At 72.9% G+C, this 22,653-nt stretch carries 19 protein-coding genes, 2 tRNA genes and 1 other RNA gene; 11 read left to right on the top strand and 11 right to left on the bottom strand.

The window, feature by feature from the left end:
• Nucleotides 1–50: 50 nt before the first annotated feature.
• The 3 genes from ACZ7C5_RS00110 to ACZ7C5_RS00100 form a co-directional block, all read right to left on the bottom strand.
• Nucleotides 51–317 carry a Txe/YoeB family addiction module toxin gene (locus ACZ7C5_RS00110; protein ID WP_470321574.1) on the bottom strand — a complete coding sequence of 89 codons (267 nt, stop codon included), beginning with the start codon at nucleotides 315–317 and terminating at the stop codon, nucleotides 51–53.
• Nucleotides 314–592 (bottom strand): type II toxin-antitoxin system Phd/YefM family antitoxin, encoded by a 279-nt coding sequence (locus tag ACZ7C5_RS00105; protein WP_470321573.1) that lies wholly within the window; start codon nucleotides 590–592, stop codon nucleotides 314–316. Before ACZ7C5_RS00105 ends, ACZ7C5_RS00110 begins: the two co-directional genes overlap by 4 nt.
• An 87-nt stretch (nucleotides 593–679) precedes the next feature.
• Nucleotides 680–764 (bottom strand) — tRNA-Ser (locus ACZ7C5_RS00100).
• A 108-nt stretch (nucleotides 765–872) separates the two neighbouring features.
• On the opposite strand from ACZ7C5_RS00100, the gene ffs reads away from it, so the two are divergent.
• From ffs to ACZ7C5_RS00050, 10 genes are all read left to right on the top strand, one after another.
• Nucleotides 873–969, top strand: an RNA gene (ffs, locus tag ACZ7C5_RS00095) — signal recognition particle sRNA small type.
• Nucleotides 970–1,048: 79 nt separating this feature from the next.
• Entirely contained in the window at nucleotides 1,049–3,253 is a 2,205-nt protein-coding gene (locus ACZ7C5_RS00090) for a DNA polymerase III subunit gamma and tau (protein WP_470321572.1), read from the top strand.
• Nucleotides 3,254–3,408: 155 nt separating this feature from the next.
• Nucleotides 3,409–3,747: a YbaB/EbfC family nucleoid-associated protein gene (locus tag ACZ7C5_RS00085; protein ID WP_401080556.1), complete on the top strand. Its 339-nt coding sequence runs from the start codon at nucleotides 3,409–3,411 to the stop codon at nucleotides 3,745–3,747.
• Nucleotides 3,748–3,960: 213 nt separating this feature from the next.
• Nucleotides 3,961–4,560: a recombination mediator RecR gene (recR, locus tag ACZ7C5_RS00080; protein ID WP_401080554.1), complete on the top strand. Its 600-nt coding sequence runs from the start codon at nucleotides 3,961–3,963 to the stop codon at nucleotides 4,558–4,560.
• A complete protein-coding gene (locus tag ACZ7C5_RS00075) occupies nucleotides 4,553–5,266 on the top strand; it encodes a DUF5063 domain-containing protein (RefSeq protein WP_401080552.1) in 714 nt (237 codons plus the stop codon). The genes recR and ACZ7C5_RS00075 overlap by 8 nt, the downstream gene beginning before the upstream one ends.
• A 439-nt stretch (nucleotides 5,267–5,705) precedes the next feature.
• Nucleotides 5,706–6,986 (top strand): aspartate kinase, encoded by a 1,281-nt coding sequence (locus ACZ7C5_RS00070; protein ID WP_401080550.1) that lies wholly within the window; start codon nucleotides 5,706–5,708, stop codon nucleotides 6,984–6,986.
• A 60-nt stretch (nucleotides 6,987–7,046) separates the two neighbouring features.
• Nucleotides 7,047–8,123, top strand: a complete 1,077-nt coding sequence (locus ACZ7C5_RS00065; protein WP_401080548.1) for an aspartate-semialdehyde dehydrogenase — start codon at nucleotides 7,047–7,049, stop codon at nucleotides 8,121–8,123.
• 291 nt (nucleotides 8,124–8,414) lie between these two features.
• Nucleotides 8,415–8,960, top strand: a complete 546-nt coding sequence (locus ACZ7C5_RS00060; protein ID WP_401080546.1) for a SigE family RNA polymerase sigma factor — start codon at nucleotides 8,415–8,417, stop codon at nucleotides 8,958–8,960.
• Nucleotides 8,953–10,239 carry a hypothetical protein gene (locus ACZ7C5_RS00055; protein WP_401080544.1) on the top strand — a complete coding sequence of 429 codons (1,287 nt, stop codon included), beginning with the start codon at nucleotides 8,953–8,955 and terminating at the stop codon, nucleotides 10,237–10,239. Before ACZ7C5_RS00060 ends, ACZ7C5_RS00055 begins: the two co-directional genes overlap by 8 nt.
• A 129-nt stretch (nucleotides 10,240–10,368) precedes the next feature.
• Nucleotides 10,369–11,154 carry an SURF1 family protein gene (locus tag ACZ7C5_RS00050; protein WP_401080542.1) on the top strand — a complete coding sequence of 262 codons (786 nt, stop codon included), beginning with the start codon at nucleotides 10,369–10,371 and terminating at the stop codon, nucleotides 11,152–11,154.
• Between the two features lie 21 nt (nucleotides 11,155–11,175).
• On the opposite strand, the gene ACZ7C5_RS00045 is transcribed toward ACZ7C5_RS00050, so the two are convergent.
• The 7 genes from ACZ7C5_RS00045 to ACZ7C5_RS00015 form a co-directional block, all read right to left on the bottom strand.
• On the bottom strand, nucleotides 11,176–11,769 hold the full coding sequence (locus ACZ7C5_RS00045; RefSeq protein ID WP_401080540.1) for a hypothetical protein: 594 nt from the start codon (nucleotides 11,767–11,769) through the stop codon (nucleotides 11,176–11,178).
• The gene (locus tag ACZ7C5_RS00040; protein ID WP_470321571.1) at nucleotides 11,766–13,637 is read right to left on the bottom strand and encodes a S9 family peptidase; all 1,872 of its coding nucleotides are present in this window, start codon (nucleotides 13,635–13,637) and stop codon (nucleotides 11,766–11,768) included. The genes ACZ7C5_RS00045 and ACZ7C5_RS00040 overlap by 4 nt, the downstream gene beginning before the upstream one ends.
• A 514-nt stretch (nucleotides 13,638–14,151) precedes the next feature.
• Nucleotides 14,152–14,225, bottom strand: a tRNA-Pro gene (locus ACZ7C5_RS00035).
• A 100-nt stretch (nucleotides 14,226–14,325) separates the two neighbouring features.
• Complete coding sequence (locus ACZ7C5_RS00030) at nucleotides 14,326–15,270, bottom strand: metallophosphoesterase (protein ID WP_470321570.1); 945 nt, start codon at nucleotides 15,268–15,270, stop codon at nucleotides 14,326–14,328.
• Nucleotides 15,270–15,977: a CGNR zinc finger domain-containing protein gene (locus ACZ7C5_RS00025; RefSeq protein ID WP_470321569.1), complete on the bottom strand. Its 708-nt coding sequence runs from the start codon at nucleotides 15,975–15,977 to the stop codon at nucleotides 15,270–15,272. Before ACZ7C5_RS00025 ends, ACZ7C5_RS00030 begins: the two co-directional genes overlap by 1 nt.
• Nucleotides 15,978–16,025: 48 nt before the next feature.
• Complete coding sequence (locus ACZ7C5_RS00020) at nucleotides 16,026–17,687, bottom strand: AMP-binding protein (RefSeq protein WP_401080532.1); 1,662 nt, start codon at nucleotides 17,685–17,687, stop codon at nucleotides 16,026–16,028.
• Between the two features lie 371 nt (nucleotides 17,688–18,058).
• Nucleotides 18,059–19,321 (bottom strand): helix-turn-helix domain-containing protein, encoded by a 1,263-nt coding sequence (locus tag ACZ7C5_RS00015; RefSeq protein ID WP_470321867.1) that lies wholly within the window; start codon nucleotides 19,319–19,321, stop codon nucleotides 18,059–18,061.
• Between the two features lie 770 nt (nucleotides 19,322–20,091).
• On the opposite strand from ACZ7C5_RS00015, the gene ACZ7C5_RS00010 reads away from it, so the two are divergent.
• Nucleotides 20,092–20,544: a GatB/YqeY domain-containing protein gene (locus ACZ7C5_RS00010; protein WP_188295898.1), complete on the top strand. Its 453-nt coding sequence runs from the start codon at nucleotides 20,092–20,094 to the stop codon at nucleotides 20,542–20,544.
• A gap of 300 nt (nucleotides 20,545–20,844) precedes the next feature.
• Here ACZ7C5_RS00010 and ACZ7C5_RS00005 read toward each other — a convergent pair.
• The coding region (locus tag ACZ7C5_RS00005; RefSeq protein WP_470321568.1) for a transglycosylase domain-containing protein at nucleotides 20,845–22,653 on the bottom strand (1,809 nt) is incomplete at its 5' end.

Raw genomic sequence — 22,653 nt, 5'->3', positions numbered from 1 at the left:
CCCGGCCCCCATGGGCCTTCGTCTGCGCGCCTCTTTGGTGGTCTCAGGGTCTACTTGCCGTAGTGGTAACGGCATGCGATGACGCACAGGGTGTCGGCCTGCTCTCCAAGGACGTAGACCAGACGGTGTTCCTGATCGATCCGGCGGGACCAGGCTCCGGCGAGCTCGTGGCGCAAGGGTTCGGGTTTGCCGATGCCCTCGTTGCCGTTTCGGCGGATGTCGTCGATCAGCAGGTTGATGCGCTTGAGGAGGCGGCGGTCGTCGGCCTGCCAAGACAGGTAGTCGCTCCAGCCTCGCTCGGTGAACTGGACCTTCACGCGCTCTGCTCGGTGAGGTCTTCGGGGTCGATCAGTTCGCGGGCCACTGCACGGCCCTCCCGGTACTCCTGCAGGGAGCGGCGCAGGTGGTCGGCGTTGGCCGGAGAGCGCAGCAGGTAGTCGGTCTCGCGGAGTGAGGCGTACTCGGCCAGCGGGACGACAACCAGCGGCTCGTGGCCGGCGCGTGTGATGACGAGCTCTTCGGCGTCGCTCTCGATGGCGTCGAGCGCGGCGGCGAGATTGCCGCGGAGCTCGGTGGCACTCATCGTCTTCATGCTGTACAGAATAACGTACGTCTATCGGGCGGGCTAGAGAGAAACGACGAAGGCCCGGACCGCTGAGCGGTCCGGGCCTTCTGTCGGCGGAGGATACGAGATTCGAACTCGTGAGGGGTTGCCCCCAACACGCTTTCCAAGCGTGCGCCCTAGGCCTCTAGGCGAATCCTCCGTGGGAGAGCTTAGTACATGTTTCGGGGTGGTCGCGACCACCTATCCCGCAGGCGGGAGGGCGGGGGTGGCCTGTGGATCGTCGGGGCCCGGATCCGGTACTGTGGGGCTCAGCCCCTCGTGTGGCGTTATCTCTCTGAACCCCCCCAGGGCCGGAAGGCAGCAAGGGTAGGAGGGCTCTGGCGGGTGCACGGGGGGTCTTTGCGTTCCCGGGGCCGGGCTCCGGGGGGCGTGGGGGAGCGAGGGGCGACGCGTTTGTCGGTCCGTCCCGATATCGTCGGGGGTGTGTCCCTAGCCCTGTACCGCCGCTACCGCCCCGAGACCTTCGCGGAGGTCATCGGGCAGGAGCACGTGACCGCTCCGCTCCAGCAGGCCCTGCGCAACAACAGGGTCAACCACGCGTACCTGTTCAGCGGGCCGCGCGGGTGTGGAAAGACGACGAGCGCGCGCATCCTGGCCCGCTGCCTCAACTGTGAACAGGGGCCGACGCCGACGCCCTGCGGGGAGTGTCAGTCCTGCCAGGACCTCGCGACCGGCGGGCCCGGGTCGATCGACGTGATCGAGATCGACGCCGCCTCGCACGGTGGTGTGGACGACGCGCGCGAGCTGCGTGAGCGGGCGTTCTTCGCGCCGGTGCACAGCCGGTACAAGATCTTCATCCTGGACGAGGCGCACATGGTGACCTCGGCCGGCTTCAACGCACTGCTCAAGGTGGTCGAGGAGCCGCCGGAGCACCTCAAGTTCATCTTCGCGACCACCGAGCCGGAGAAGGTGATCGGGACGATCCGGTCCCGGACCCACCACTACCCGTTCCGGCTGGTCCCGCCCGGCACGCTGCGCGACTACCTGGCGGAGGTCTGCGGGCGGGAGGGCATCCAGGTCGAGGACTCCGTGTTCCCGCTGGTGGTGCGGGCGGGCGCCGGGTCGGTGCGTGACTCGATGTCGGTCATGGACCAGCTGCTGGCCGGGGCCGGCACGGACGGCGTCACGTACCAGATGGCGACGGCGCTGCTCGGGTACACCGACTCCGCGCTGCTGGACGAGGTGGTGGACGCCTTCGCCGCGCAGGACGGGGCGACGGTGTTCCAGGTGATCGACCGGGTGGTCGAGGGCGGGCACGACCCGCGCCGCTTCGTCACCGACCTGCTGGAGCGGCTGCGCGACCTGGTGATCCTGGCCACCGTGCCGGACGCCGGGGAGAAGGGGCTGATCGACGCCCCGGCCGACCGGGTCGCGGTGATGCAGGCACAGGCGGACGCCTTCGGCGCGGCCGAGCTGAGCCGGGCCGCCGACCTCGTCAACACCGGGCTGACCGAGATGCGCGGCAACGCGGCGCCCCGGCTCCAGCTGGAGCTGATCTGCGCCCGGGTGATGCTGCCGGGCGCGTACAGCGACGAGCTGTCGTTGCAGGCGAGGCTGGACAAGCTGGAGCGACGGGCGGCGGCGGGCGGCTTCGCCACGCCGATGGCGGCCCCGGTGGGAGTTCCGATGGCGGGTGGCGCGATGGCCGAGGCGCCGGTGGCCGCGCCCGTCCAGCCCACGCCCATCCAGCCCGCGCCCGCGCCGATGGCGGCGCCTCCGGCGCAGCCCGCGCCCGTACAGGCCACGCCGCCCGCCACCGCGCCGGCCGGGCCCGCGCCGGGCGCCTGGCCGATCCCGCGCAGCTTCCCGCCTGCCGGCGCCCCCGTCGGCGGAGCCCCCGCGGAGGCTCCGGCGGCGCCCCCCGCGGCCCCGCCGCAGGCCGCCCAGGCCCCGGCGGCCCCCGTACCCGCGCCCGCACCGGCTCCCGTTCCGGCGGCGGCCCCGGCGGCGGCGCCGGGCGGGCAGCCGTCGGCGTCCGCGCAGCAGGGAGCCGCGCAGGTCCGGCAGCTGTGGCCGCAGATCCTGGAGGCGGTGAAGAACCGCCGCCGCTTCACCTGGATCCTGCTCAGCCAGAACGGCCAGGTGGCCGGTTTCGACGGCAGCGTGCTCCAGGTGTCCTTCATCAACGCCGGCGCCAGGGACAGCTTCGTCGGCAGCAACAGCGACGACGTGCTGCGCTCCGCGCTGGCCGACGCGCTGGGCGTGGACTGGCGGGTCGAGTGCATCATCGACCCGTCCGGCGGCGTCGGGGGCCCGGGCGGCGGTGCCCAGAGCGGCGGCGCCCAGAGCGGTGGCGCCCAGGGCGGTGGCGGCTGGGGAGCCCCGGCGCGTCCGGCGGCCGCCGCGCCGTCGATGCCCGCCCCCGCGCAGGTGCCGTCGCCGGTGGCGGCTCCGCCCGTCCAGGCCGCTCCGGCACCGGTCCAGGCCCCGCCCGTGCAGTCCGCGCCGGTGCAGGCCCCGCGGCCGGCGGCGGCGCCGGCCCGTCCGGCGCAGTCGGTGCGCCCGGAGGACGACATCCCGGAGGCGGACGATCCCGACCTCAAGGAGGACGTGTTCTCCGGCCAGGAGCTGATCATCCGCGAGCTGGGTGCGACGGTGCTGGAGGAGATCCACCACCAGGGATCCTGACCAGGCCCCTGCCGGGCTCGCGATCGGCCCTCGATCGGCCCCTGAGCCGACCCTGATCCGGGCCCCGAACCGGGGCCCGGAGCCGCAGGCAGCACGTAGGCTCGGCGGTGACGGACGAAGCACCGCAAGACAGCCGTGACAGCAAGGAGAGTGCCGTGTTCCCCGGTGGTGGCCAGCCCAACATGCAGCAGCTGCTGAAGCAGGCGCAGAAGATGCAGCAGGATCTCGCGAAGGCCCAGCAGGAGCTGGCCGAGACGAAGGTGACCGGTACGGCGGGCGGCGGCCTGGTCGAGGCGACGGTGACCGGTTCCGGTGAGCTGGTGGCGCTGACCATCGCCCCGGCGGCCGTGGACCCGGAGGACACCGAGACCCTGGCCGACCTGGTGCTGGCGGCCGTCCGGGACGCCAACCAGGCCGCGCAGAAGATGCAGGCCGAGCGGATGGGCCCGCTGACCCAGGGCCTCGGCGGCGGCATCCCCGGTCTGCCGTTCTGATGTCAGGCTTGGAACTTCAGAGGATCTGAAGTTCCAAGCCCTGAAATTCAGACGACAGACCCATGTGATTTATGTGGGAGTCGGGCGTCGGGCGCTGCGTCCGACGCCCGATTCGTTGGATGATGGCACCGGAGCACCACCGGCCATCCGGACGACCGGGCACCCCGACGACCGGACACCGGCACCACCGACCATCCGAGGGAAGGCGCGACGTTGTACGAGGGCGTGGTTCAGGACCTGATCGACGAACTGGGCAGGCTGCCCGGCGTCGGGCCCAAGAGCGCCCAGCGGATCGCCTTCCACGTGCTGCAGGCCGACCCGACCGACGTGCGCCGGCTCGCGCACGCGCTGCTGGAGGTCAAGGACAAGGTCCGCTTCTGCGCGGTCTGCGGCAACGTCGCGGAGGCCGAGCGCTGCCGGGTCTGCCTGGACCCGCGCCGCGACCTCGGCGTCATCTGCGTGGTGGAGGAATCCAAGGACGTCGTCGCCATCGAGCGCACCCGTGAGTTCCGCGGCCGCTACCACGTGCTGGGCGGCGCGATCAGCCCCATCGAGGGCGTCGGCCCGGACGACCTGCGCATCCGCGAGCTGCTGTCGCGTCTCGCGGACGGCACGGTCACCGAGCTGATCCTGGCCACCGACCCCAACCTGGAGGGGGAGGCGACCGCCACCTACCTGGCCCGGCTCTGCAAGCCGATGGGCCTGAAGGTGACCCGTCTGGCGAGCGGCCTGCCCGTCGGCGGGGATCTGGAGTACGCGGACGAGGTCACCCTCGGCCGCGCCTTCGAAGGGAGACGACTGCTCGATGTCTGACCGGACGATCAACCAGCAGCCCCACACCCCCCACCAGCAGTCCCACGGGGAACCGGGGGCGCACGCCCCGCACATCCACGGCCACGGCTCGGAGCCGGACGACTTCGCCGTGCAGATCGCCGACTCGGTGGAGAGCTTCGTGCTCGCCGTCACCGAGGTCGCCAAGGGCGACGAGCCGGGCAGCGCGGTCTCCCTGCTGCTCCTGGAGGTCTCGCAGCTGCTGCTGGCCGGCGGCCGGCTGGGCGCGATCGAGGACGTCGTCCCCGACGACCGCTTCGAGCCCGACGCGGGTCCCGAGCCGGACGGCGAGCAGCTGCGCGAGCGCCTCGCCGAGCTGCTCGCGCCGATCGACGTCTACCACGAGGTCTTCGACCCGTACGGTCCGCCGGAGAAGCCCAACGCCTTCCGGATCTCGGACGACCTGGCCGGTGTGGTCAGCGAGCTCCAGCACGGCCTGACCCACTACCGCGAGGGCCGGGTCAGCGAGGCGCTGTGGTGGTGGCAGTTCTCGTACCTCTCCAACTGGGGCACGACCTGTACGGCGGTGCTGCGGGCCCTGCAGTCGCTGATCGCCCACGTCCGGCTGGACAGCCCGATCGGTGCGGCGCCGGACGGTGCGGACACCGACGACGACGGGCTCACCGACGAGCAGCTGGAGCAGCAGGCGGGCGACCTGATGGTGGCCGAACTCGGCCTCGGCCGATAGCCGGTGGGCGGTAGCCGGTAGCCGGTAGCCGGTAGCCGGTAGCCGGTAGCCGGCAAGGGCCTGGCGGCAAGAGGCGGGCGGCGGGCGGTAAGCGATATGCGGAAGACGGCGGCCCGCCGTATGCGGTACGCGGCATTCCGTGAATCGAATGCGCCCTCGGATTGTGACGGATGCCTCAGCGGACCGGCCGGAAAAGAAATCCGGCCGGATCGCCGCCCCCCGGTCCGCCGATTCTTCGGAGTCGTGCCGAATCGCCCGCAGACCTGACGGCGGAGTCACCCGAACTGCCGCTCACGTGCTGAAACGACTGTCTCACCATATGGAAAGAGCCAGTCGGAGCACCCCTGCTCGGTAGACTGACGACGACCGCACCCCCTTCTCCCCCGGGGGGTACGGGGGCCCACCGCCCCCGGAAAAGACTTCGAGTCGAGGAGCGCACGTGGGCCTTGTCGTGCAGAAGTACGGCGGCTCATCCGTTGCGGATGCCGAAGGCATCAAGCGCGTGGCCCGCCGAATCGTCGATACCAAGAAGGCCGGCCATGAGGTCGTCGTCGTGGTGTCCGCGATGGGCGACACGACGGACGAGCTCATCGAACTCGCGGAGCAGGTGTCACCGCTGCCTGCCGGCCGTGAGTTCGACATGCTGCTGACCGCTGGAGAGCGCATCTCCATGGCGCTGCTGGCCATGGCGATCAAATCCCTGGGGCACGAGGCGCAGTCCTTCACGGGCAGCCAGGCCGGTGTCATCACCGACTCCGTCCACAACAAGGCGCGCATCATCGACGTGACGCCCGGCCGCATCCGCACCGCCCTGGACCAGGGCAACATCGCGATCGTGGCCGGCTTCCAGGGCGTCTCCCAGTCCAGCAAGGACATCACCACGCTGGGCCGGGGCGGCTCGGACACCACCGCGGTGGCGCTCGCCGCCGCCCTCGACGCCGAGGTCTGCGAGATCTACACCGACGTGGACGGCGTGTTCACCGCCGACCCGCGTGTGGTGAAGAAGGCCCGCAAGATCGACTGGATCGCCTACGAGGACATGCTGGAGCTCGCTTCCTCCGGCTCCAAGGTGCTGCTCGACCGCTGTGTGGAGTACGCCCGGCGCTACAACATCCCGATTCACGTACGCTCGTCCTTCTCGGGTCTTCCCGGGACGATCGTCAGCAACGACAACCCGAACAAGCCCGAAGGGGGCGAGATGGAGCAGGCCATCATCTCCGGAGTCGCCCACGACACCTCCGAGGCCAAGGTCACCGTCGTCGGCGTGCCCGACAAGCCGGGCGAGGCGGCGCGGATCTTCCGCGCCATCGCCGACGCGGAGGTCAACATCGACATGGTGGTGCAGAACGTCTCCGCCGCGTCGACCGGCCTGACCGACATCTCCTTCACCCTGCCGAAGACCGAGGGCCAGAAGGCCATCGACGCGCTCGGCCGGGTCAAGGAGGGCATCGGCTACGAGTCGCTGCGCTACGACGACGCGATCGGCAAGATCTCGTTGGTCGGCGCGGGCATGCGCTCCAACCCGGGCGTGACCGCGACCTTCTTCGAGGCGCTGTCCGCCGCGGGCGTCAACATCGAGCTGATCTCCACCTCGGAGATCCGCATCTCGGTGGTCACCCGTGCCGATGACGTGCCGGAGGCGGTCCGCGCCGTGCACAGCGCCTTCGGCCTGGACAGCGAGAGCGACGAGGCCGTCGTCTACGGCGGCACCGGGCGATGACCCGGGAGCGGAGCGGGAGCAGCGGGCGATGACCCGGGCACCCGGCCGGGACGCCGGGCGGTGACCCGGCGTCCGAACCTCGCCGTCGTCGGCGCCACCGGCGCGGTCGGCGAGGTGCTGCTCGGGCTGCTCTCCCTCCGTCAGGACGTCTGGGGCGAGATCCGGCTCGTCGCCTCCCCGCGTTCGGCCGGCCGCGAGGCGGTGGTGCGCGGGGAGGCGGGCGAGGTCGTCCCGCTGACCGAGGAGGCGTTCGCGGGGACCGACGTCGCGGTGTTCGCCGTCCCCGGACCGGTCTCCGCCCAGTGGGCGCCGATCGCGGCGGCCAAGGGCGTCGTGGTGATCGACGGCTCGCCCGCCTTCCGCACCGTCGAGGACGTGCCGCTGGTCGTCCCCGAGGTCAACGCGGCGGCGCTGCGGATCCGCCCGCGCGGCATCGTCGCCAGTCCGGCCGGCACCACCCTGGCGATGATCGCGGCGGTCGGCGCGCTGCACGCCGAGTACGGGCTGGCGCAGCTCGTGGTCGCCTCCTACCAGGCCGCCGCCGGCGAGGGCCGGGACGGAGAGGCGGCGCTGCGCGCCCAGACCGGGCTGGTCGCGGGCACCGGAGTCGGCGGGCAGACCGGCGACCTGCGCGCCCTGGTCGCCGATCAGGGACCGTTCGCCGCCCCGCTCGCGCTCAACGCGGTGCCCTGGACCGGCGGGCTGCGCGAGGGCGGCTGGTCCGCCGAGGAGGCGGGCATCCGCGACGAGTCCCGCAGGGTGCTCGGCCTGCCCGCCCTGAAGGTCTCGGCGACCTGCGTCCAGATCCCGGTCGTCCGCACCCACGCGCTGGCCGTGCACGCCCGCTTCGAGCGCGAGGTGACCAGGGAGCACGCCCAGGACATCCTGCGGGACGCGCCCGGCGTGGTCCTCTACGACGACCCGGCGGCGGGCGAGTTCCCGACGCCGAACGACGTGGTCGGGACGGACCCGGTCTGGGTCGGGCGGGTCCGGCGGGCGCTGGACGAGCCGGACGCGCTGGACCTCTTCCTGTGCGGGGACAACCTGCGCAAGGGGGCGGCGCTGAACCTGGTGCAGATCGCGGAACTGGTGGCGGGAGAGCTGACGGCGGGGCGTCCCGCGGAGGCGGCGGAATAGCGTTCCGGGGCCCTCGCGTGTTCCGGTGTGCCCGCTTGTGTCCACAGCTGTGTCCATACCTGTGTTCGCTCCTCGACACAATCTGTCCGGAATCCCGTGGGAATCCCCTGGAGGCCCGTTCCGTCGATACGGAAGAATGGCCCCCGGGCTGGGCAACCATGACAGGGGATCGAGTGTCCAACGTGCGTGGCGAACGTGATGGTGGGGGCAAGGGCGGGCATCCCGGCGAGAGCCGCGACGGCCTTCCCTTCGCGCGCCCCGTGGTCTGCGAGTAGGCCGGAAGAAGACCAGATGACGGCGGCCGCACCCGGTGCGGCGGACTCCGGTGCCGGTACCGACGCGGGTACCAGCGAGGACCTGCTCACCGCGACCTATCAGGCGCACTACCGCTCGCTGCTGCGGCTCGCCGCGCTGCTCCTCGACGACCTCTCGACCTGTGAGGACGTCGTCCAGGAGGCGTTCATCCGGGTGCACGCCGCCCGGCGCCGGGTGCGCGAGCCCGAGAAGACCCTGGCCTACCTGCGCCAGACGGTCGTCAACCTGTCCCGCTCCACGCTGCGCCGCCGCATCCTCGGACTGCGACTGCTGCCGAAGCCCATGCCTGACATGGCCAGTGCAGAAGAAGGTGCCTACGATGCCCTGGAGCGTGACCAGTTGAAGGCCGCGCTGCGTGGTCTGCAACGCCGTCAGCGGGAGGTTCTGGTGCTGCGTTACTTCGTGGACATGACGGAGGCGCAGGTCGCCGAGACCCTGGGCATCTCGATCGGCTCGGTGAAGGCCTACGGCTCGCGCGGACTCGCCGCCCTCCGCGTCCAGATGGAGGCCGGACATGGCTGAGGCGGACGGCGGCCGGCGGCGGCCGCTGGACAGGGCTTCCGGCACTTCCGGTCCTGCCGGTCCCTCCGGTCCTCCGGGCGGTTCCGGTGCCGCTGGTACGTCCGGTGACTCCGGTGCCCGGGGCGCGGACGGGGCGGCGGAGTTCCCCGGCCTGTCCTCCGAGGAACGGGCGCTGCGGGAGCTGATGCACGGCGCGGTCTCCGGCATCCAGCCCGTGCCCGGCGGGCTGCCGCGGATCCGGCGGTCCGTGCCCCGTCGGCGGGCCACCCGGCGCGGTGCCTGGACCGGAGCGGCCGCCCTGGCCTTCATCGTCGCGATCGGCCTGCCCGTCCTGCACGAGGGCGAGCACCTCGGGCTCTCCGGCGGCCCGGGCTCGGCCGCCGCCAAGAGCCCGGCCGCCGTTTCCCCCAGCGGCACCGCCGAGCACACCGCCGGCGACGCCGGTACGGCCTCGCACGCGAGCCCGAGCGGCACCGGCGAGGTCTCGCCGCCGCCCGGCACCACCTCCGCCCCGCCCACCTCGGGCGGCGAGTCGGCGCGCACCGGTGGCGTCGTCGTGCCCACCGGCACGGCCGGCACGGCGGACGACGGCATCGTCCCGCTGTGCGCCCGGGCCGACCTCGGCGAGGGCGCCGCGCAGGTCGGCACGGCCGACGCCGCGGGGCGGATCTACGGCTCGTTCACCGTCTACAACGTCTCCGGGCGCAGCTGCCGGCTCGGCGGGCCGGGGGCGGTGGCGGTCACCGCCGTCAGCGGCGGCGACCGCGGCCGCGTCCGCACCGCCGACCACGCCCCGGGCGACCCGGCCGCCGGACTGCCCGCGATGGACGGGGAGGCGCCGTTGCTCGCGCCGCGGGCCGGGTACCGGGTGCCGTTCGCCTGGGTCCCCGACCAGGCCTGCGCCGACTCGGACCCGGTGACCCCCCCGTCGAAGGGCGTCAACTACAAGGTGGCCCTGCGCTCGGACGTCCCCGCCGCCGAGTCCGGCGCCCCTGCCTCCGGCGCCTCCGGCGCCCCCGGGGTACCCAGCGCCAACCCGCCGGCCTCCCAGTCCCCGTCGGCGGCCCCCAGCACGACCTCCAGCCCGACGGCGACCCCGACCGGCAACCCGACCACCGCGCCGGCCACCGCCACCATCGCCCACACCCCGGCCCCCGGCAGCCCCGCGGCCGCCACGGTGACCCTGCCGGTGTCGTGCAGCGGCACCGTCTACCGCGGCGGCGTCCAGGGCGTGGGCGGTCCGGCGCCGCAGCCGTCGGGCTCGCCGACTGCGCGGTGACGGGCGGCGGCCACCGGGCGGCGAACGGCGGGAACCGCGCACCGGTCGGCAGCCGCGAACGGGCCGGACGTCGCCGTGTCCGGGGCCCGGGGGGTCGGGCGGATGTGAGGAGTGGTTACCGTGGGGGGTGTGTACCGGTTCCTCCTGACCCCGAGATGGCTCGGCGGCACCGTCGTGGCCGTGGCTGCCGTGGCGGTGTGCCTGTGGCTGGGCTCCTGGCAGCTCGGCCGGTTCGAGGACCGGGTGTCCACGCACCAGGAGACCAAGCAGTCGGCCGCCGATTCGGGTGACGCCCGGCCGCTCGACGCGCTGCTCAACCAGACGACCCCGCAGGTGAACACGGAGACCGTCGGCAAGACCGTCACCGTGACCGGCGGCTACGACACCGAGCACCAGCTGCTCGTGCCCAACCGCGTGATGGACGGCAAGCAGGGCTACTACGTGCTCACCCCGCTGCGCACCGCCGACGGACACGCCGTCGCCGTGGTGCGCGGCTGGGCGGCCGGGGACCCGGGGGCGGGCGCCGCCGGGCCGCCGCCTGGCGGGCAGGTGACGGTCACCGGGCGCTTGCAGGCCAACGAGACCGTGGGCAGCAACGGCGCGGTCGCGGGCGGTCTGCCCACCGGGCAGCTCGGCATGATCAACCGGGCGTCGCTGCTGAACGTGCTGGAGTACGACGGCTGGTACGACGGCTGGGTGGCCGTCGACGACGCGCCCGCCGGGCTGGCCCCCGTACCGACCGTGCAGCCGCAGGGCGGGGACGGGCTCACCCTGCGCGCGTTCCAGAACCTGGGCTACACCCTGGAGTGGTTCGTCTTCGGCGGGTTCGTGGTCTTCATGTGGTACCGCCTGGTGCGCCGCGAGGCGGAGGCGGAGCAGGACCGGGTCCTCGGGCTGGACCCGGTCCTGGACTGACGTTCCGGAGCGCCCCCGGGCTCAGCGCTTGGTCGGCAGGGCCGGTGGCGCGGTGGGCTTGACCGGCGGCGGCACGGTCGGCGGCGCGGTCGGGGCCGGTGTCGGAGGCAGCGGCTGGGTCGGGGACGACGAACCGGTGGGCAGCGGCGTCGGCTCGCCGTGGCAGTGGCCGTTGCCACTGCCGTTGGTGTCGTCGGAGTCGTAGTGGTCGGTGTGGTGGTGCACGGTGCGACCGGACTTCGACCCCTTGGAGCCCTTCGAGCCCGAGGAGCCCTTGGACCCGCTCGACCCCTTCGACCCCTTGGCGAGTTCGACGGTGCCGTCCTGTTCGGTCGCCGCGTACACCGCCGGCAGGACGGCCGTGCCGGTGCCCGACGCGCTCGCCCTGGTCGCGGTGGCGGGCGGTGCGGCGGAAGAGGGTACGGCGCCGGCCGGCGTCGGGGCGGACGGCGCCCCGGTGGGCACGGCGGGCGGCACCGCGGTACTCGTGGGCAGGACGACCGGCGGGCCGGTCGGGGGCGGGCAGGCCGCGTTGTCGCCGTCCGAGCTCGAACAGCCGGTGAGCACCAGGGCTCCGACGGCCGCCACCCCCGCGAGCGTCAGCAGACGTCTCACACGGTCCCCCCGGCCGCGGTGTGTCCGTCCGCGGTGTGTCCGTCCGTGCCCAGGTACCGCCGGACGAAGTCGATCTCCAGCCGCAGCTGCCTGATCCGCTCCTCCACCACCAGCGAGCCGTGCCCGGCGTCGTACCGGTACACCTCGTGCGGCTTGCCGAGCCGCTCCAGCCGCTCGACGTAGTTCTCGATCTGCCGGATCGGGCAGCGCGGGTCGTTGACCCCGGCGCTGATGTAGACCGGCACCCGCACCTGCTCGACGTAGGTCAGCGGCGAGGAGGCGGTGAAGCGCTCGGGGACCTCCTCCGGGGTGCCGCCGAAGAGCGTGCGGTCCAGCGACTTGAGCGCCTCCATCTCGTCGGCGTACGCGGTGTGGTAGTCCGCGACCGGGACGGCGGCGATGCCCAGCGCCCAGCTGTCGGGCTGGACGCCGAGGCCGAGCAGGGTCAGGTAGCCGCCCCAGCTGCCGCCGGTGAGCACCAGCCGGTCCCGGTCGGCGAGGCCGCTCTCGACCGCCCACGCGCGGACCGCCGCGATGTCCTCCAGCTCGATCAGCCCGACCCGCTCGTGCAGGGCGTCCGTCCAGGCCTGGCCGTAGCCGGTCGAACCGCGGTAGTTGACCCGGACCACCGCGAAGCCGTGGTCCAGCCAGGCCGCGGGACCGGCGGCGAAGGAGTCGCTGTCGTGGTGGGTCGGGCCGCCGTGGATCTCGAACACGGTCGGGTACGGGCCCTGCGCGGGCGTCGCCGGCCGTTGCACCAGGGCGTGCACCCGCCCGCCGGGGCCGTCCACCCAGACGTCCTCGACCGGGACCGAACCGGGCGGCACCGCGCCGGGCGCCCGCAGGACGACCGTCCCGGCGGTGGAGCGGACGGCGGAGGGCTCGGCGGCGGAGGACCACAGGTACTCGACGGTGCCGTCCGGACGGGCGGTGGCGCCGCCGACGGTGCCGCGCGGGGTGTCCAGGCGGGTCAGCAGGCCGTCGGAGAGCGCGTACGAGAACAGCTCGCTGCGCGCCTCGTACTCGTGCTCCACCAGCAGTTCGGCGGCGCCGGGGCGCCACTGCGCGGAGACGTCGCCGGGCAGCTCGCGGCCCTGCTCGTCGCGCAGCGGCAGGGCGGTCTCGGCGCCGGTGGCGACGTCCCAGACCATCGGCTCCCAGCGGCCGGTGCGCTGGTGGGCGACCAGCAGACGGGTGTCGCCCTCGACCGGGGCGAAGCCCAGGCAGGCGACCCCGCGCGGCTCGTCCCGGCCGGTGACCTCGTCCAGCTCGGCGACGGTCTCGACGCCGCCGTCCCCGGTGAGGCGCACGACCCGGATCGCGGAGTGCATCGCGTCACCGTGCTCGGTGTGGTCGATGGCGAGCAGCGTGCTGTCGTGGCTGAGGTCGCCGATGCCGCCGTACTCCTCGTGCCGGTAGATCTCGACCGGCTCGGCGCTGCCCGGGCGGCGCAGGTGCAGGGTGGTGCCGTGCTCGTCGGTGGAGCGGCCGACGACCACCGTGCCGTCGCGGCCGACGGCCAGGCCGGCCGAGTAGGAGGGGGCGAGGCCGGGCACGGCCTCCTCGTCGGGGCCGCCCGCGAACGGCTGGCGGCGCCAGACGCCGAACTCGTCACCGTCGTGGTCGTCGAACCACCAGACCCAGTCGCCGTCGGGGGACAGCTCGGCGTCGGTGGTGCCGTTCGGGCGGTCGGTGACCTGGCGGTGGGTGCCGGTGGCGCGGTCCCAGGCGTAGACCTCGTAGGTGCCGGTCGCGTTGGACACGTACAGCGCCCGGTCGGGGGCGTCCTCGGCCCAGTCGGGCAGTGACACCCGGGCCGCCCTGAACCGCTGCTCCCACGCCGGTACGGCGCTCTTCTCCTCGCTCATCCGACCATCCAACCCGATCGGGGGGAGCGAAGGGAACGGGCGGGCGGGCTTCGGGCCACCCGCCCGGTGCGCCGGGGGCGTCGCCGGAGGTCGCCGGGGATCCGTCGGCGGCTCTCGGCGGCGGCCCGCGTCGGGCGCCGGGCCGGGCGGGCACGAACGCCCGGCCCCGGTATCCCGACCTGCCGCGGTCCGCCGTCCTCCAACGGGCGCCGCACCAACAGAGGTTGACGACCAACCGGGCCGTCGCCCGGGCACTGCCGGACGGTGACCGCCGCACCTGGCACCTCGCCCTGGCAGCCACCGCCCCGACGCCGCCGGCGCCGGCATCGACCCGGTGTACGCCGCCCGGCTCCCTGCGGCGGTTCTCGACGCCCTGCTGAAGGCGCCTCAGCGGCAGCGCCGGAGAGGCCGCTCTCCCTGCGGATTTCTCCGGGAATTCTCCCGAGAGCCCCGGGAGAAACAGCCAGGGCCGGTGTCCCTTGCGGGACACCGGCCCTGAGCTGGTGTTACTGGGTCGGGGTGGCGGGATTTGAACCCACGGCCTCTTCGTCCCGAACGAAGCGCGCTACCAAGCTGCGCCACACCCCGGTCTTGCGTTTTGTTGCTCTGTCTCCGTCGCAACGAGTAGAACTCTACCGGACGCTCGCCGAGACGCGAAATCCGGTTTCGGGCGGGCGTCCGGCGGGGGTCAGCGGGGGGCCGGGGTGAGGGTGAGGAGGGTGGCCTCGGGAGGGCAGGCGAAGCGGACGGGGGTGTAGCGGTTGGCGCCGCAGCCGGCCGAGACGTGGAGGTGGGAGCGGTGGCCGCCCGCCGTGTGGGTGGAGAGGCCCTTGACCCGGCGGGTGTCGATGTCGCAGTTGGTGACCAGCGCGCCGTAGAAGGGGATGCAGAGCTGGCCGCCGTGGGTGTGGCCGGCCAGGATCAGCGGGTAGCGGTCGGCGGTGAACGCGTCGAGGACCCGCAGGTAGGGCGCGTGGACGACGGCGAGGGAGAGGTCGGCGTCGGGGGAGGGGCCGCCGGCGACCTCGCTGTAGCGGTCGCGGCGGATGTGCGGGTCGTCGAGGCCGGTGAACTCCAGGTCGAGGCCGTTCACGGTGAGGCGGCCGCGGGTGTTGGTGAGGTCGAGCCAGCCGGCGCCGTCGAAGCCGTCGCGGAGCTTCTCCCACGGGTTGTGGACGGCCCCGCTGATGCCGCGGCTCGCGGTCCCGTCGGGGTTGTTCATGCCGTGGACGCCGCTGCGCATGGCCTGGAGGTAGCGCGCCGGGTTCTTGCGGGCCGGGCCGTAGTAGTCGTTGGAGCCGAAGACGTAGACGCCGGGGAACTCCATGAGCGGCCCGAGCGCGTCGAGGGCGGCCGGGACGCCGAGCGGGTCGGAGAGGTTGTCGCCGGTGTTGACCACCAGGTCGGGGCGCAGGCCGGCCAGGCTCTTCAGCCAGCGCTGCTTCTTGCCCTGTCCGTTCACCATGTGGATGTCGGACACCTGGAGGACCCGGATCGGCCGGGCGCCGCGCGGGAGGACGGGGACCTCGATCCGGCGGAGGCGGAAGGCCCGGACCTCGTACCCGACGGAGTAGGCGAGGCAGGCGGCGCCGGCGGCGGCGATGCCGAGGGGAACGGAGTGCAGCGGTCGCATCAGTCCATGCTCTCAGACGGTCGATCAGCTGCCACCCGCCCGGAGCCGGCAGAGGAGCCGGCTGGGGAGGCAGCGGCGGAAGGGGGAACGGCGGCGGCCGGGGACGGCTCCTCGGAGTCGCGGCGGGCGCGCAGGGCGCGGACCTTGTGGCGGTTGCCGCAGCGCTCCATCGAGCACCAGCGCCGCCGGCCGGGCCGCGAGGTGTCGACGAAGATCAGCCGGCAGTCGTCCGCGCCGCACTCCCGGACCCGGTCCGCGTACGGGCCGGTGAGCAGGGCGATGGCGTCCCGGGCGAAGGTGGAGGCCAGCTGCGCGCCGTCGGCGGGCAGGGGGGCGGCCCCGGTGCCGTCCGGGGCGATCCGGGGGACCAGCGGCGGGTGCTCGGCGGCCCGGTTGAGGACGGCGTAGTCCTCGGGCGTGCCGGTGGTGCCGCGGGCGTGGGCGGCGGTGAGGCGCCAGAGCGCGTCGCGCAGGGCGCGGGTGCCGGCGAGCCCGGCGGGGGAGATCCGGACCGCCTCGGCGGGCAGCCGCAGCCGGGAGAGCGGGAGCCAGCCGGCGAGGTCGGCGGGCCGGTGCAGCACCTCGTACCGGGCGTACGGGCCGGGACCACCGGTGGTGAGCAGTTCGAGGCAGAGGGCGCCGGGGTCGAAGTGGAAGCGGCCGCCCCCGGGGGGCGTGAGGACCAGCCCGTCGTCTCCTTCGGTCATGCGATCAGGATAGGCGTAACCGGAAATGGGGGTTACTGGGAATGGCGGTCACTGGGAGCGGGGGGCACCGGGAGGGGAGGCCGCGCCCAGGAGGGCCGGTGTCAGGCTCCGGATGTCCCCGCGCAGCTCGCCGGCGGTCAGCGCCGCCCACATCACCCGGCGCCGCGGCTTGCCGCTGGAGGTGACGGCGATCCCGCCGCGCGGCATCTCGACCGCGAGCAGGTCCGCCTCGTGGCCCAGGGCCTCGGCGAGCACCGAGTGGGCGGCCGACTGCCAGCGCGGCTCCGGCTTCTCCAGGACGACCACGCCGGTCGGACGGTCCTCCCGGTGGCCGAGCAGGATCGCCACCCGCCGCTGAGGGATGCCCAGTTCGTGCAGGCGGGCCTCCAGGTTCTCGGCGAACACCATCCGGCCGCGGATCCTGACGCCGTCGCCGATCCGGCCGACGACGAAGAGCTGACCCCCGCTCATGAAACCCGCGTCGCCGGTGCGCAGCACCCCGCCGCCCAGCACGGTGCCGGAGGCGGTGACGATGTCGTCCCGGTAGCGGGTGCCCACGGTGCCGCCGCTGACCAGCACCTCGCCGACCACCCGGTCCGGCACCTCGTCACCGCGGTCGTCGACCACCCGCACCCGGACGCCGTCCAGCGGCCGCCCGCAGCCGACGTAGCGGCCCGCCTGCTCGCCCTCCAGGTCGACGGTCGTCCAGCCCTCGCCGATCGGCAGGCCGGTGACCGCCAGGGTGGCCTCCGCCCCGCCGTACGCGGGCAGCAGCGCGCGCCGGTCGAAGCCGTACGGGCCGAGCAGCTTCTCGAAGTCCTCCAGCACCTGTGGGTCGATCCGCTCCGCGCCGAGGATCAGCGAGCGGACGGATCCGAAGTCCAGGCCCTCCAGCTGCTCCGGCCGGACCCGGTTCAGGATGTAGACCAGGCCGAAGTTGGGCATGGCGGTGAGGGAGAGCTTGTTCTCGCTGAGGCAGCGCAGGTAGCGCAGCGGAGAGCGGAGGAAGTCGTCCGGTTGCAGCATCCAGCCGTCGCAGCCCACGGTGACGAAGCTGACCAGGCAGCCGATCAGGCCCATGTCGTGGTGGACCGGCAGCCAGGAGACACCGGCGTCGCCGGGCAGCCACTGGGTCCAGCGGTGGATGGCGTTCACGTCGTTGCGCAGCGCGTCGTGTCCGATCAGGACGCCGCGGGAGCGGCCGCTGGAGCCGGAGGTGAACTGGAGCAGCGCGAACTCGGCCGGGGGGTACGGTTTCGAGGCCGGTCCGACGCCGGCGACGAGTGCGTCGAAGAGCACCGGGGCGGGCAGGTCGAGACCCTCGGTGACGCCGCGCACCAGGGCCAGGGACTCGTCGTCGCAGACGATCACCGCGGGCCGCGCGGTGGTGAACAGGGCCCGTGCGCGCTCGGCGTACGCGCCGCGGCGCTGGAGGGCGAACGGCGGCGCTATCGAGCACGGGGTGCAGCCGGCCGCGATGGCGCCGAAGAACGTCGCCACGAAGCCGGGGCTGCACCGCTGGACGACGGCCACCACGTCGCCGTCGCCGGCTCCGGCGGCGCGCAGCGCCTCGGCGGTGCGCAGCACCTGCTCGGCCAGGTCGGCGTAGCTGTGGAAGTCCCAGGAGTCGCCCGGTCCGGCGAAGCGGAGGCCGCGTTCCTCGGGGGCCTCCTCGATCCAGTCCAGCAGGGCCCTGTCGGGGGTGCTCATTGACCGATTCCTCCCAGATCCTCGCGTCATCCGGAGCAAACTGGTGCCGCCCACGCGGAATCCTCCGGTTCCTTCGGGCGGGAGGACAGGAATCCCAGCGGGCAAGTCCGTCCCGGGGGCACCGGGGACCGGCAAGGCAGGTTGCCGGTCGCTTTCCTGGCCGACGCCCGCGGCGCGGGCCCGGCGTCGGCGGCGACGAACCGGCGATGAACCGGCGACGAACCGGCGACGAAACGGGCGCGGCATCGGTGCGAAACCGGCGGAGGCGACCGGCGGGGAGAAGAGCGCGCCCCGGAGCACACGCAGGGACCGGAGCACACGCAGGGACGGGAGCGCGGGCAGCACGGATGGTACGGGCGTGGGGGCCGGCCTCAGGCCGGAATGGCGTTGACGTACTCGCGCATCATCCGGGGCACCCGGTACGCGTACTGGTGGCCGCGGTTCACCTGGACGACGGAGAAGTCGACCAGCTCGGCCAGGACGTCGAGGTTGCGGGAGGGCTCCAGCGCGTCGTCGACCGGCTCCTGCCGGACGTCCTCGATGGAGAAGTCCTCCGGGAAGCGGGAGAACCGTCTGAGCGCCCGGCGCTGCCGTTCGTCGAGCAGCCCGTACGCCCAGGCGAGGCTGCGGTGCAGCGAGCGGTGGTGGGAGAGCCCGCCCACCTCCTCCTGGCCCAGGATCGGCAGCACCCGGCACTCCTCCACCAGGACGCGCAGCGGCACCGAGCGCATCCGGAACGCGGCGTTCTCGATCGCGAGCGCCAGACCGCCGAGGCGCCGGCACAGCTCGACCACCTGGGGCATCTGGTCGCTGAGGTCCAGTGTCGGGACGACCGAGTGCACCCGGCGGCAGAACAGTTCGGCGGCGGGTGGGCAGCCGTACAGGCCGTCCGGCTGGTCGACCGACAGCGGCGACACCTCCCACAGGTCGGCGGGGACGCCGGCGGGTGCCCGCAGCGAAGTGATCACGATGTGCAGCGCGGGGTGCCGCTCCAGCAGCGCCCTGACCTGCCGGGCCACCGTGTCGATGATGTGCTCGGCGTTGTCGACGACCAGCAGCATCTGCATCTCGGGGCTGGTCCGAGGGTCGCGGTCGAAGCTCCGGAACAGGGTGTCGAGCGCGCGCTGGGCCTGGGCCGAGGCGGCTGCCGGGTCGACGCCCTCGGGGGTGACCGAGCCGAGTTCCAGGACCGCGACGCCGTCCCGGAAGCGGTCCAGGAGGTGGGCGGCAGAGTCCAGCGCCAGCCGGGTCTTGCCGACTCCGGCCGGTCCGGTGAGCACCAGCGGCCGGCCGGGGCGCAGGGCGGTCACGACGTGCAGCAGGTCGGCCTGGCGGCCGACGGTGATGTCCGTCTTGGGGCGCAGCCCCTGCCACCGTGCGGTTTCCGGGATCGCGGCGGCCGGGGCGAGCAGGCGGGGCTCGGGCCGTGCGGGCAGCAGCCCGGCCGGGGTGCCGGGCCGTCCGGCCTGGGACATCAGGACGTCGCGGTTGGTCGCCGCGGAGAACAGTGCCCCCACCAGGAGTTCCACGGAACTGCGCCGCGGATTCCTGATGGCACCGGTTTCCAGATTGCGAATGGTCCGGACACTGACATTGGAGTGCTCGGCTAATTGCTCCTGGCTCCAGCCGACCATCTTCCGTTGCGTTACCAACATCGAGCGAAGCTGATTGTTGTCCATTCCCCCGCGCTTCCTGCTGTCGTGAGCAGAATACAAGTCAAGAACAAGTCAAGAACTCGATGCGCCGTTTCGCGGCGCCGGTCACTCCGAAAACGATCGCTCCGGCCGGGCGACCGGTCGGAGCGCAGGCGTGGGCGCTCGTACCGGGCTCGGGCCGCAGTGCGCACGGTTCGCGGTCCGCGCGGGCCGCGACGGGCGTGGGCCGCACGGCGCTCGGGCCGCAGTGGGTCGGTGCCGTGGAATAATGAATCGGGGACGTGGTGACGGTTTGTCGCAGCTGTTCGGCCGCGGTCTTCGGCAGTGCTTTTGCGGTGAGGTGATCGCCGCTCGGGGGCTGCTCGGGCGACGCGCGAACGAGTGTACTACGCGGGTAAATTCCGGGAAGCGTCCGCAGCGTTCGAGGTGCCCCTCCGACACCGGCAACTTCGCGCGGTTTCCGGCAATTCCCGGCCTTTCGACCGGGTGCGTGCGGGCATTTTCGGCCACCGTGGCCCGATTCCTTCGGCCGTTCCCGGCCTTGATCGCCGATTGTTCACGGACCCGGCCGTCGCCTGTTCACGGACTCGACCTCCGCCGTTCCCGGGTCGGATCGGCGTCGCCCGACGCGCCGCCGGGCGACGGACGGCCGGTGTCGCCGGGGCATACTCGTTCATCTGCGAAAACCCGCTGGATGCCTGCGGGAAACCCGGTTGAGCCCACCCACGGCCGAAGGATATGAAGAGGAAATGACAACGCTCAAGGAGCAGCTGCACGAGGACCTCACCGCTGCCATCAGGGACCGGAACGAGCTGCACTCGTCCACCATCCGGCTCACGCTGGCCGCCGTCACCAGCGAGGAGGTGGCGGGCAAGCAGAAGCGCGAGCTGTCCGACGCCGAGGTGCTGAAGGTGATCGGTCGCGAGGCGAAGAAGCGCCGGGAGGCGGCCGAGGCCTTCGACACCGCCGGCCGGACGGAGCAGGCGGACCGGGAGCGGGCGGAGGGCGAGGTGCTGGCGACGTACCTGCCCAAGCAGCTCTCCGACGAGGAGCTGGCCGCGATCGTGGCGGCCGCCGTGGCCGAGAGCGGCGCGAGCGGCCCGCAGGCGATGGGTGCCGTCATGAAGCTGGTGAAGCCCAAGGTCGACGGTCTGGCCGAGGGGGGCCGGGTCGCCGCCGCGGTGAAGGCCGCCCTGCTCTGACCCGCCCTGCTCTGACCCGACCCGGCCGGGGCCGCCCCGCCCTGCTCCGGCTCGACCCTTCCGGGCCCGTGGCATCCGGGCCCGTCCGGGCCTGACCTGGGCGGTCGGGCCCGCCCCCGGCCCCCGCGAGGCGGCGGCGCACTGGCCTGAATCGAGTGTTCCGGTGCCGCCGTGCGGCGCCCGGCCGCCCGTTCCGCCCGCGGCCCCGCCCCCGGCGCCCGGCAACACGCCGAAGGGGCGCCCTCCGCACTGGAGGGCGCCCCTTCGGCATGCTCGTCCGCCGAGCGCGGGGAAGGCCGGTCAGCCGTTCCCGTTGCCGCCGTGCCGGCCGTTCCCGTTCCCGTTCCCGTTCCCGTTGCCGGGCCCGCCGATGCCGGGCGGGAAGGTGAACCCGCCGGGCAGTCCGCCGGGCAGCCCGCCAGGAAGACCGGTGGTGCCGCCCTGCTGCGGCTGCTGCGGCGGCGGGGGGTTGCCGGCGGGCGGCTGGGCGGCGTTCGGGTCGGCCGGCGCGGTGGTGGCCCCGGGGGGAGTGACCGGCTGCGGGTCCGGGATGCTGGCGGTCTGGATCGGCTCCAGCGGGGTGCCCTTGAGCGCCTGGTTCATCGCCAGCGCCCAGATCGGCCCGGGGCCGGTCGCGCCGAACACGTCGTCGAAGTGCTTGCCGCCGATGTTGATGTTCTTCATCTTGACGCCGCCGGCCGGGCCGCCGAGCCAGACCGCGGTGGCCAGCGACGGGGTGTAGCCGTTGAACCAGGCGGCCTTCTTCTCGTCGGTGGTACCGGTCTTGCCGGCGATCTTTCGGCCGTCGTCCATGGTCAGGGCGGCCGCGGTGCCCTTCTCGGTCACGTTCAGCAGGACGGCGTTGAGCGAGTCCGCGGTCTGGTCGGAGAAGGCCTGGCTGCACTGGGCCTGCGGGACCGCGATGTCCTTGCCGTCCACCGTGGTGATCTTGTTGATCGCGACCGGGGTGCAGTACTTGCCGCGGGCGGCGAAGGTCGCGTAGACGTTCGCCATGGTCAGCGGGGAGAGCTCCAGGGTGCCGAGGACCATCGAGGGCACCTCCTGGAAGGCGTCGCCCTTGGCGGACTGGGTGATGCCCAGCTTGTTCGCCATCTGCTTCATCGCGCAGAGGCCGACCTGCTGCTCCATCTGCACGAAGTAGGTGTTGATCGAGCGGGCCATCGCCTCCTTCAGCTGGTACGGCCCGACCTCGTTCTCCTGCTCGTTCTTCACCGTCACCTTGGGCCGGTCGGTGTTCTTCCAGGTGCCCGAGCAGGTGGACATCTGCGGGTACTCGATCTTGTTCTCGGACGGGAACGACTGGGTGTTCGACATGCCCGACTCCAGCGCCGCCGCGGCCAGGATCGGCTTGAAGGTCGAACCGGTCTGGAAGCCGTTGCCGCCGCCCATCGCGGCGTCCACGTTGAGGTTGACGACGGTCTGGTTCTTGTTCGGGTCCAGGCCGTACGGGCGGGTCTGGGCCATCGCCAGGATCTTGCCGGTGCCCGGCTCCATCATGGTGGCGGCCGCCGACACCTGGTCGGTCACGTTGACCTTCGAGGTGACGGCGTTCTGCGCGGCGGCCTGCTTGTCCGGGTCCAGCGTGGTGTAGATGTTCAGGCCGCCGGTGTTCCACACCTTCTTGCGCTCGTCGGCGCTCTTGCCGAACGCCGGGTCCTGCTTGACCACGTGGCGGACGTAGTCGCAGAAGAAGCCCATCCCGGCCTTGGCGGTGATGCAGCCGTTCTGCGGGTCCTTGTACTTCAGACCCAGCGGGGCGGCCTTCGCCTCCTTCGCCTGGTCCGGGGTGATGTGCTTGTTCTCCAGCATCTTGTCGATCACGACGTTGCGGCGCTTGACCGTGTTCTCGGGGTAGCGCACCGGGTCGAAGGACGACGGGTTCTGCACCATGCCGGCCAGCGTGGCGGCCTCGGCGACGGTCAGGTCCTTGTTGCTCTTGCTGAAGTAGCGCTGGGAGGCGGCCTCCACCCCGTAGGCCTGGTGGCCGTAGAAGGTGATGTTGAGGTAGTTGGTGAGGATCTGGTCCTTGCTCAGCTCCTCCTCCAGCTTGATGGCGACCTTGAGCTCCTGGATCTTGCGGCCCAGGGT

The sequence above is a fragment of the Kitasatospora sp. NPDC036993 genome, from assembly GCF_055607525.1.
The sequence above is the reverse complement of the archived record's forward strand: the minus strand, read 5'-3'. Positions and strand labels throughout refer to the sequence as shown.

Coding starts and splice junctions, on each gene's coding strand:
- ACZ7C5_RS00105 (WP_470321573.1), bottom strand. CDS start 592: ATGAAGACGATGAGTGCCACCGAGCTCCGCGGCAATCTCGCCGCCGCG.
- ACZ7C5_RS00075 (WP_401080552.1), top strand. CDS start 4,553: ATGTCTGACCGGACGATCAACCAGCAGCCCCACACCCCCCACCAGCAG.
- ACZ7C5_RS00060 (WP_401080546.1), top strand. CDS start 8,415: ATGACGGCGGCCGCACCCGGTGCGGCGGACTCCGGTGCCGGTACCGAC.
- ACZ7C5_RS00055 (WP_401080544.1), top strand. CDS start 8,953: ATGGCTGAGGCGGACGGCGGCCGGCGGCGGCCGCTGGACAGGGCTTCC.
- ACZ7C5_RS00040 (WP_470321571.1), bottom strand. CDS start 13,637: ATGAGCGAGGAGAAGAGCGCCGTACCGGCGTGGGAGCAGCGGTTCAGG.
- ACZ7C5_RS00030 (WP_470321570.1), bottom strand. CDS start 15,270: ATGCGACCGCTGCACTCCGTTCCCCTCGGCATCGCCGCCGCCGGCGCC.
- ACZ7C5_RS00025 (WP_470321569.1), bottom strand. CDS start 15,977: ATGACCGAAGGAGACGACGGGCTGGTCCTCACGCCCCCCGGGGGCGGC.
- ACZ7C5_RS00020 (WP_401080532.1), bottom strand. CDS start 17,687: ATGAGCACCCCCGACAGGGCCCTGCTGGACTGGATCGAGGAGGCCCCC.
- ACZ7C5_RS00015 (WP_470321867.1), bottom strand. CDS start 19,321: ATGGTCGGCTGGAGCCAGGAGCAATTAGCCGAGCACTCCAATGTCAGT.
- ACZ7C5_RS00010 (WP_188295898.1), top strand. CDS start 20,092: ATGACAACGCTCAAGGAGCAGCTGCACGAGGACCTCACCGCTGCCATC.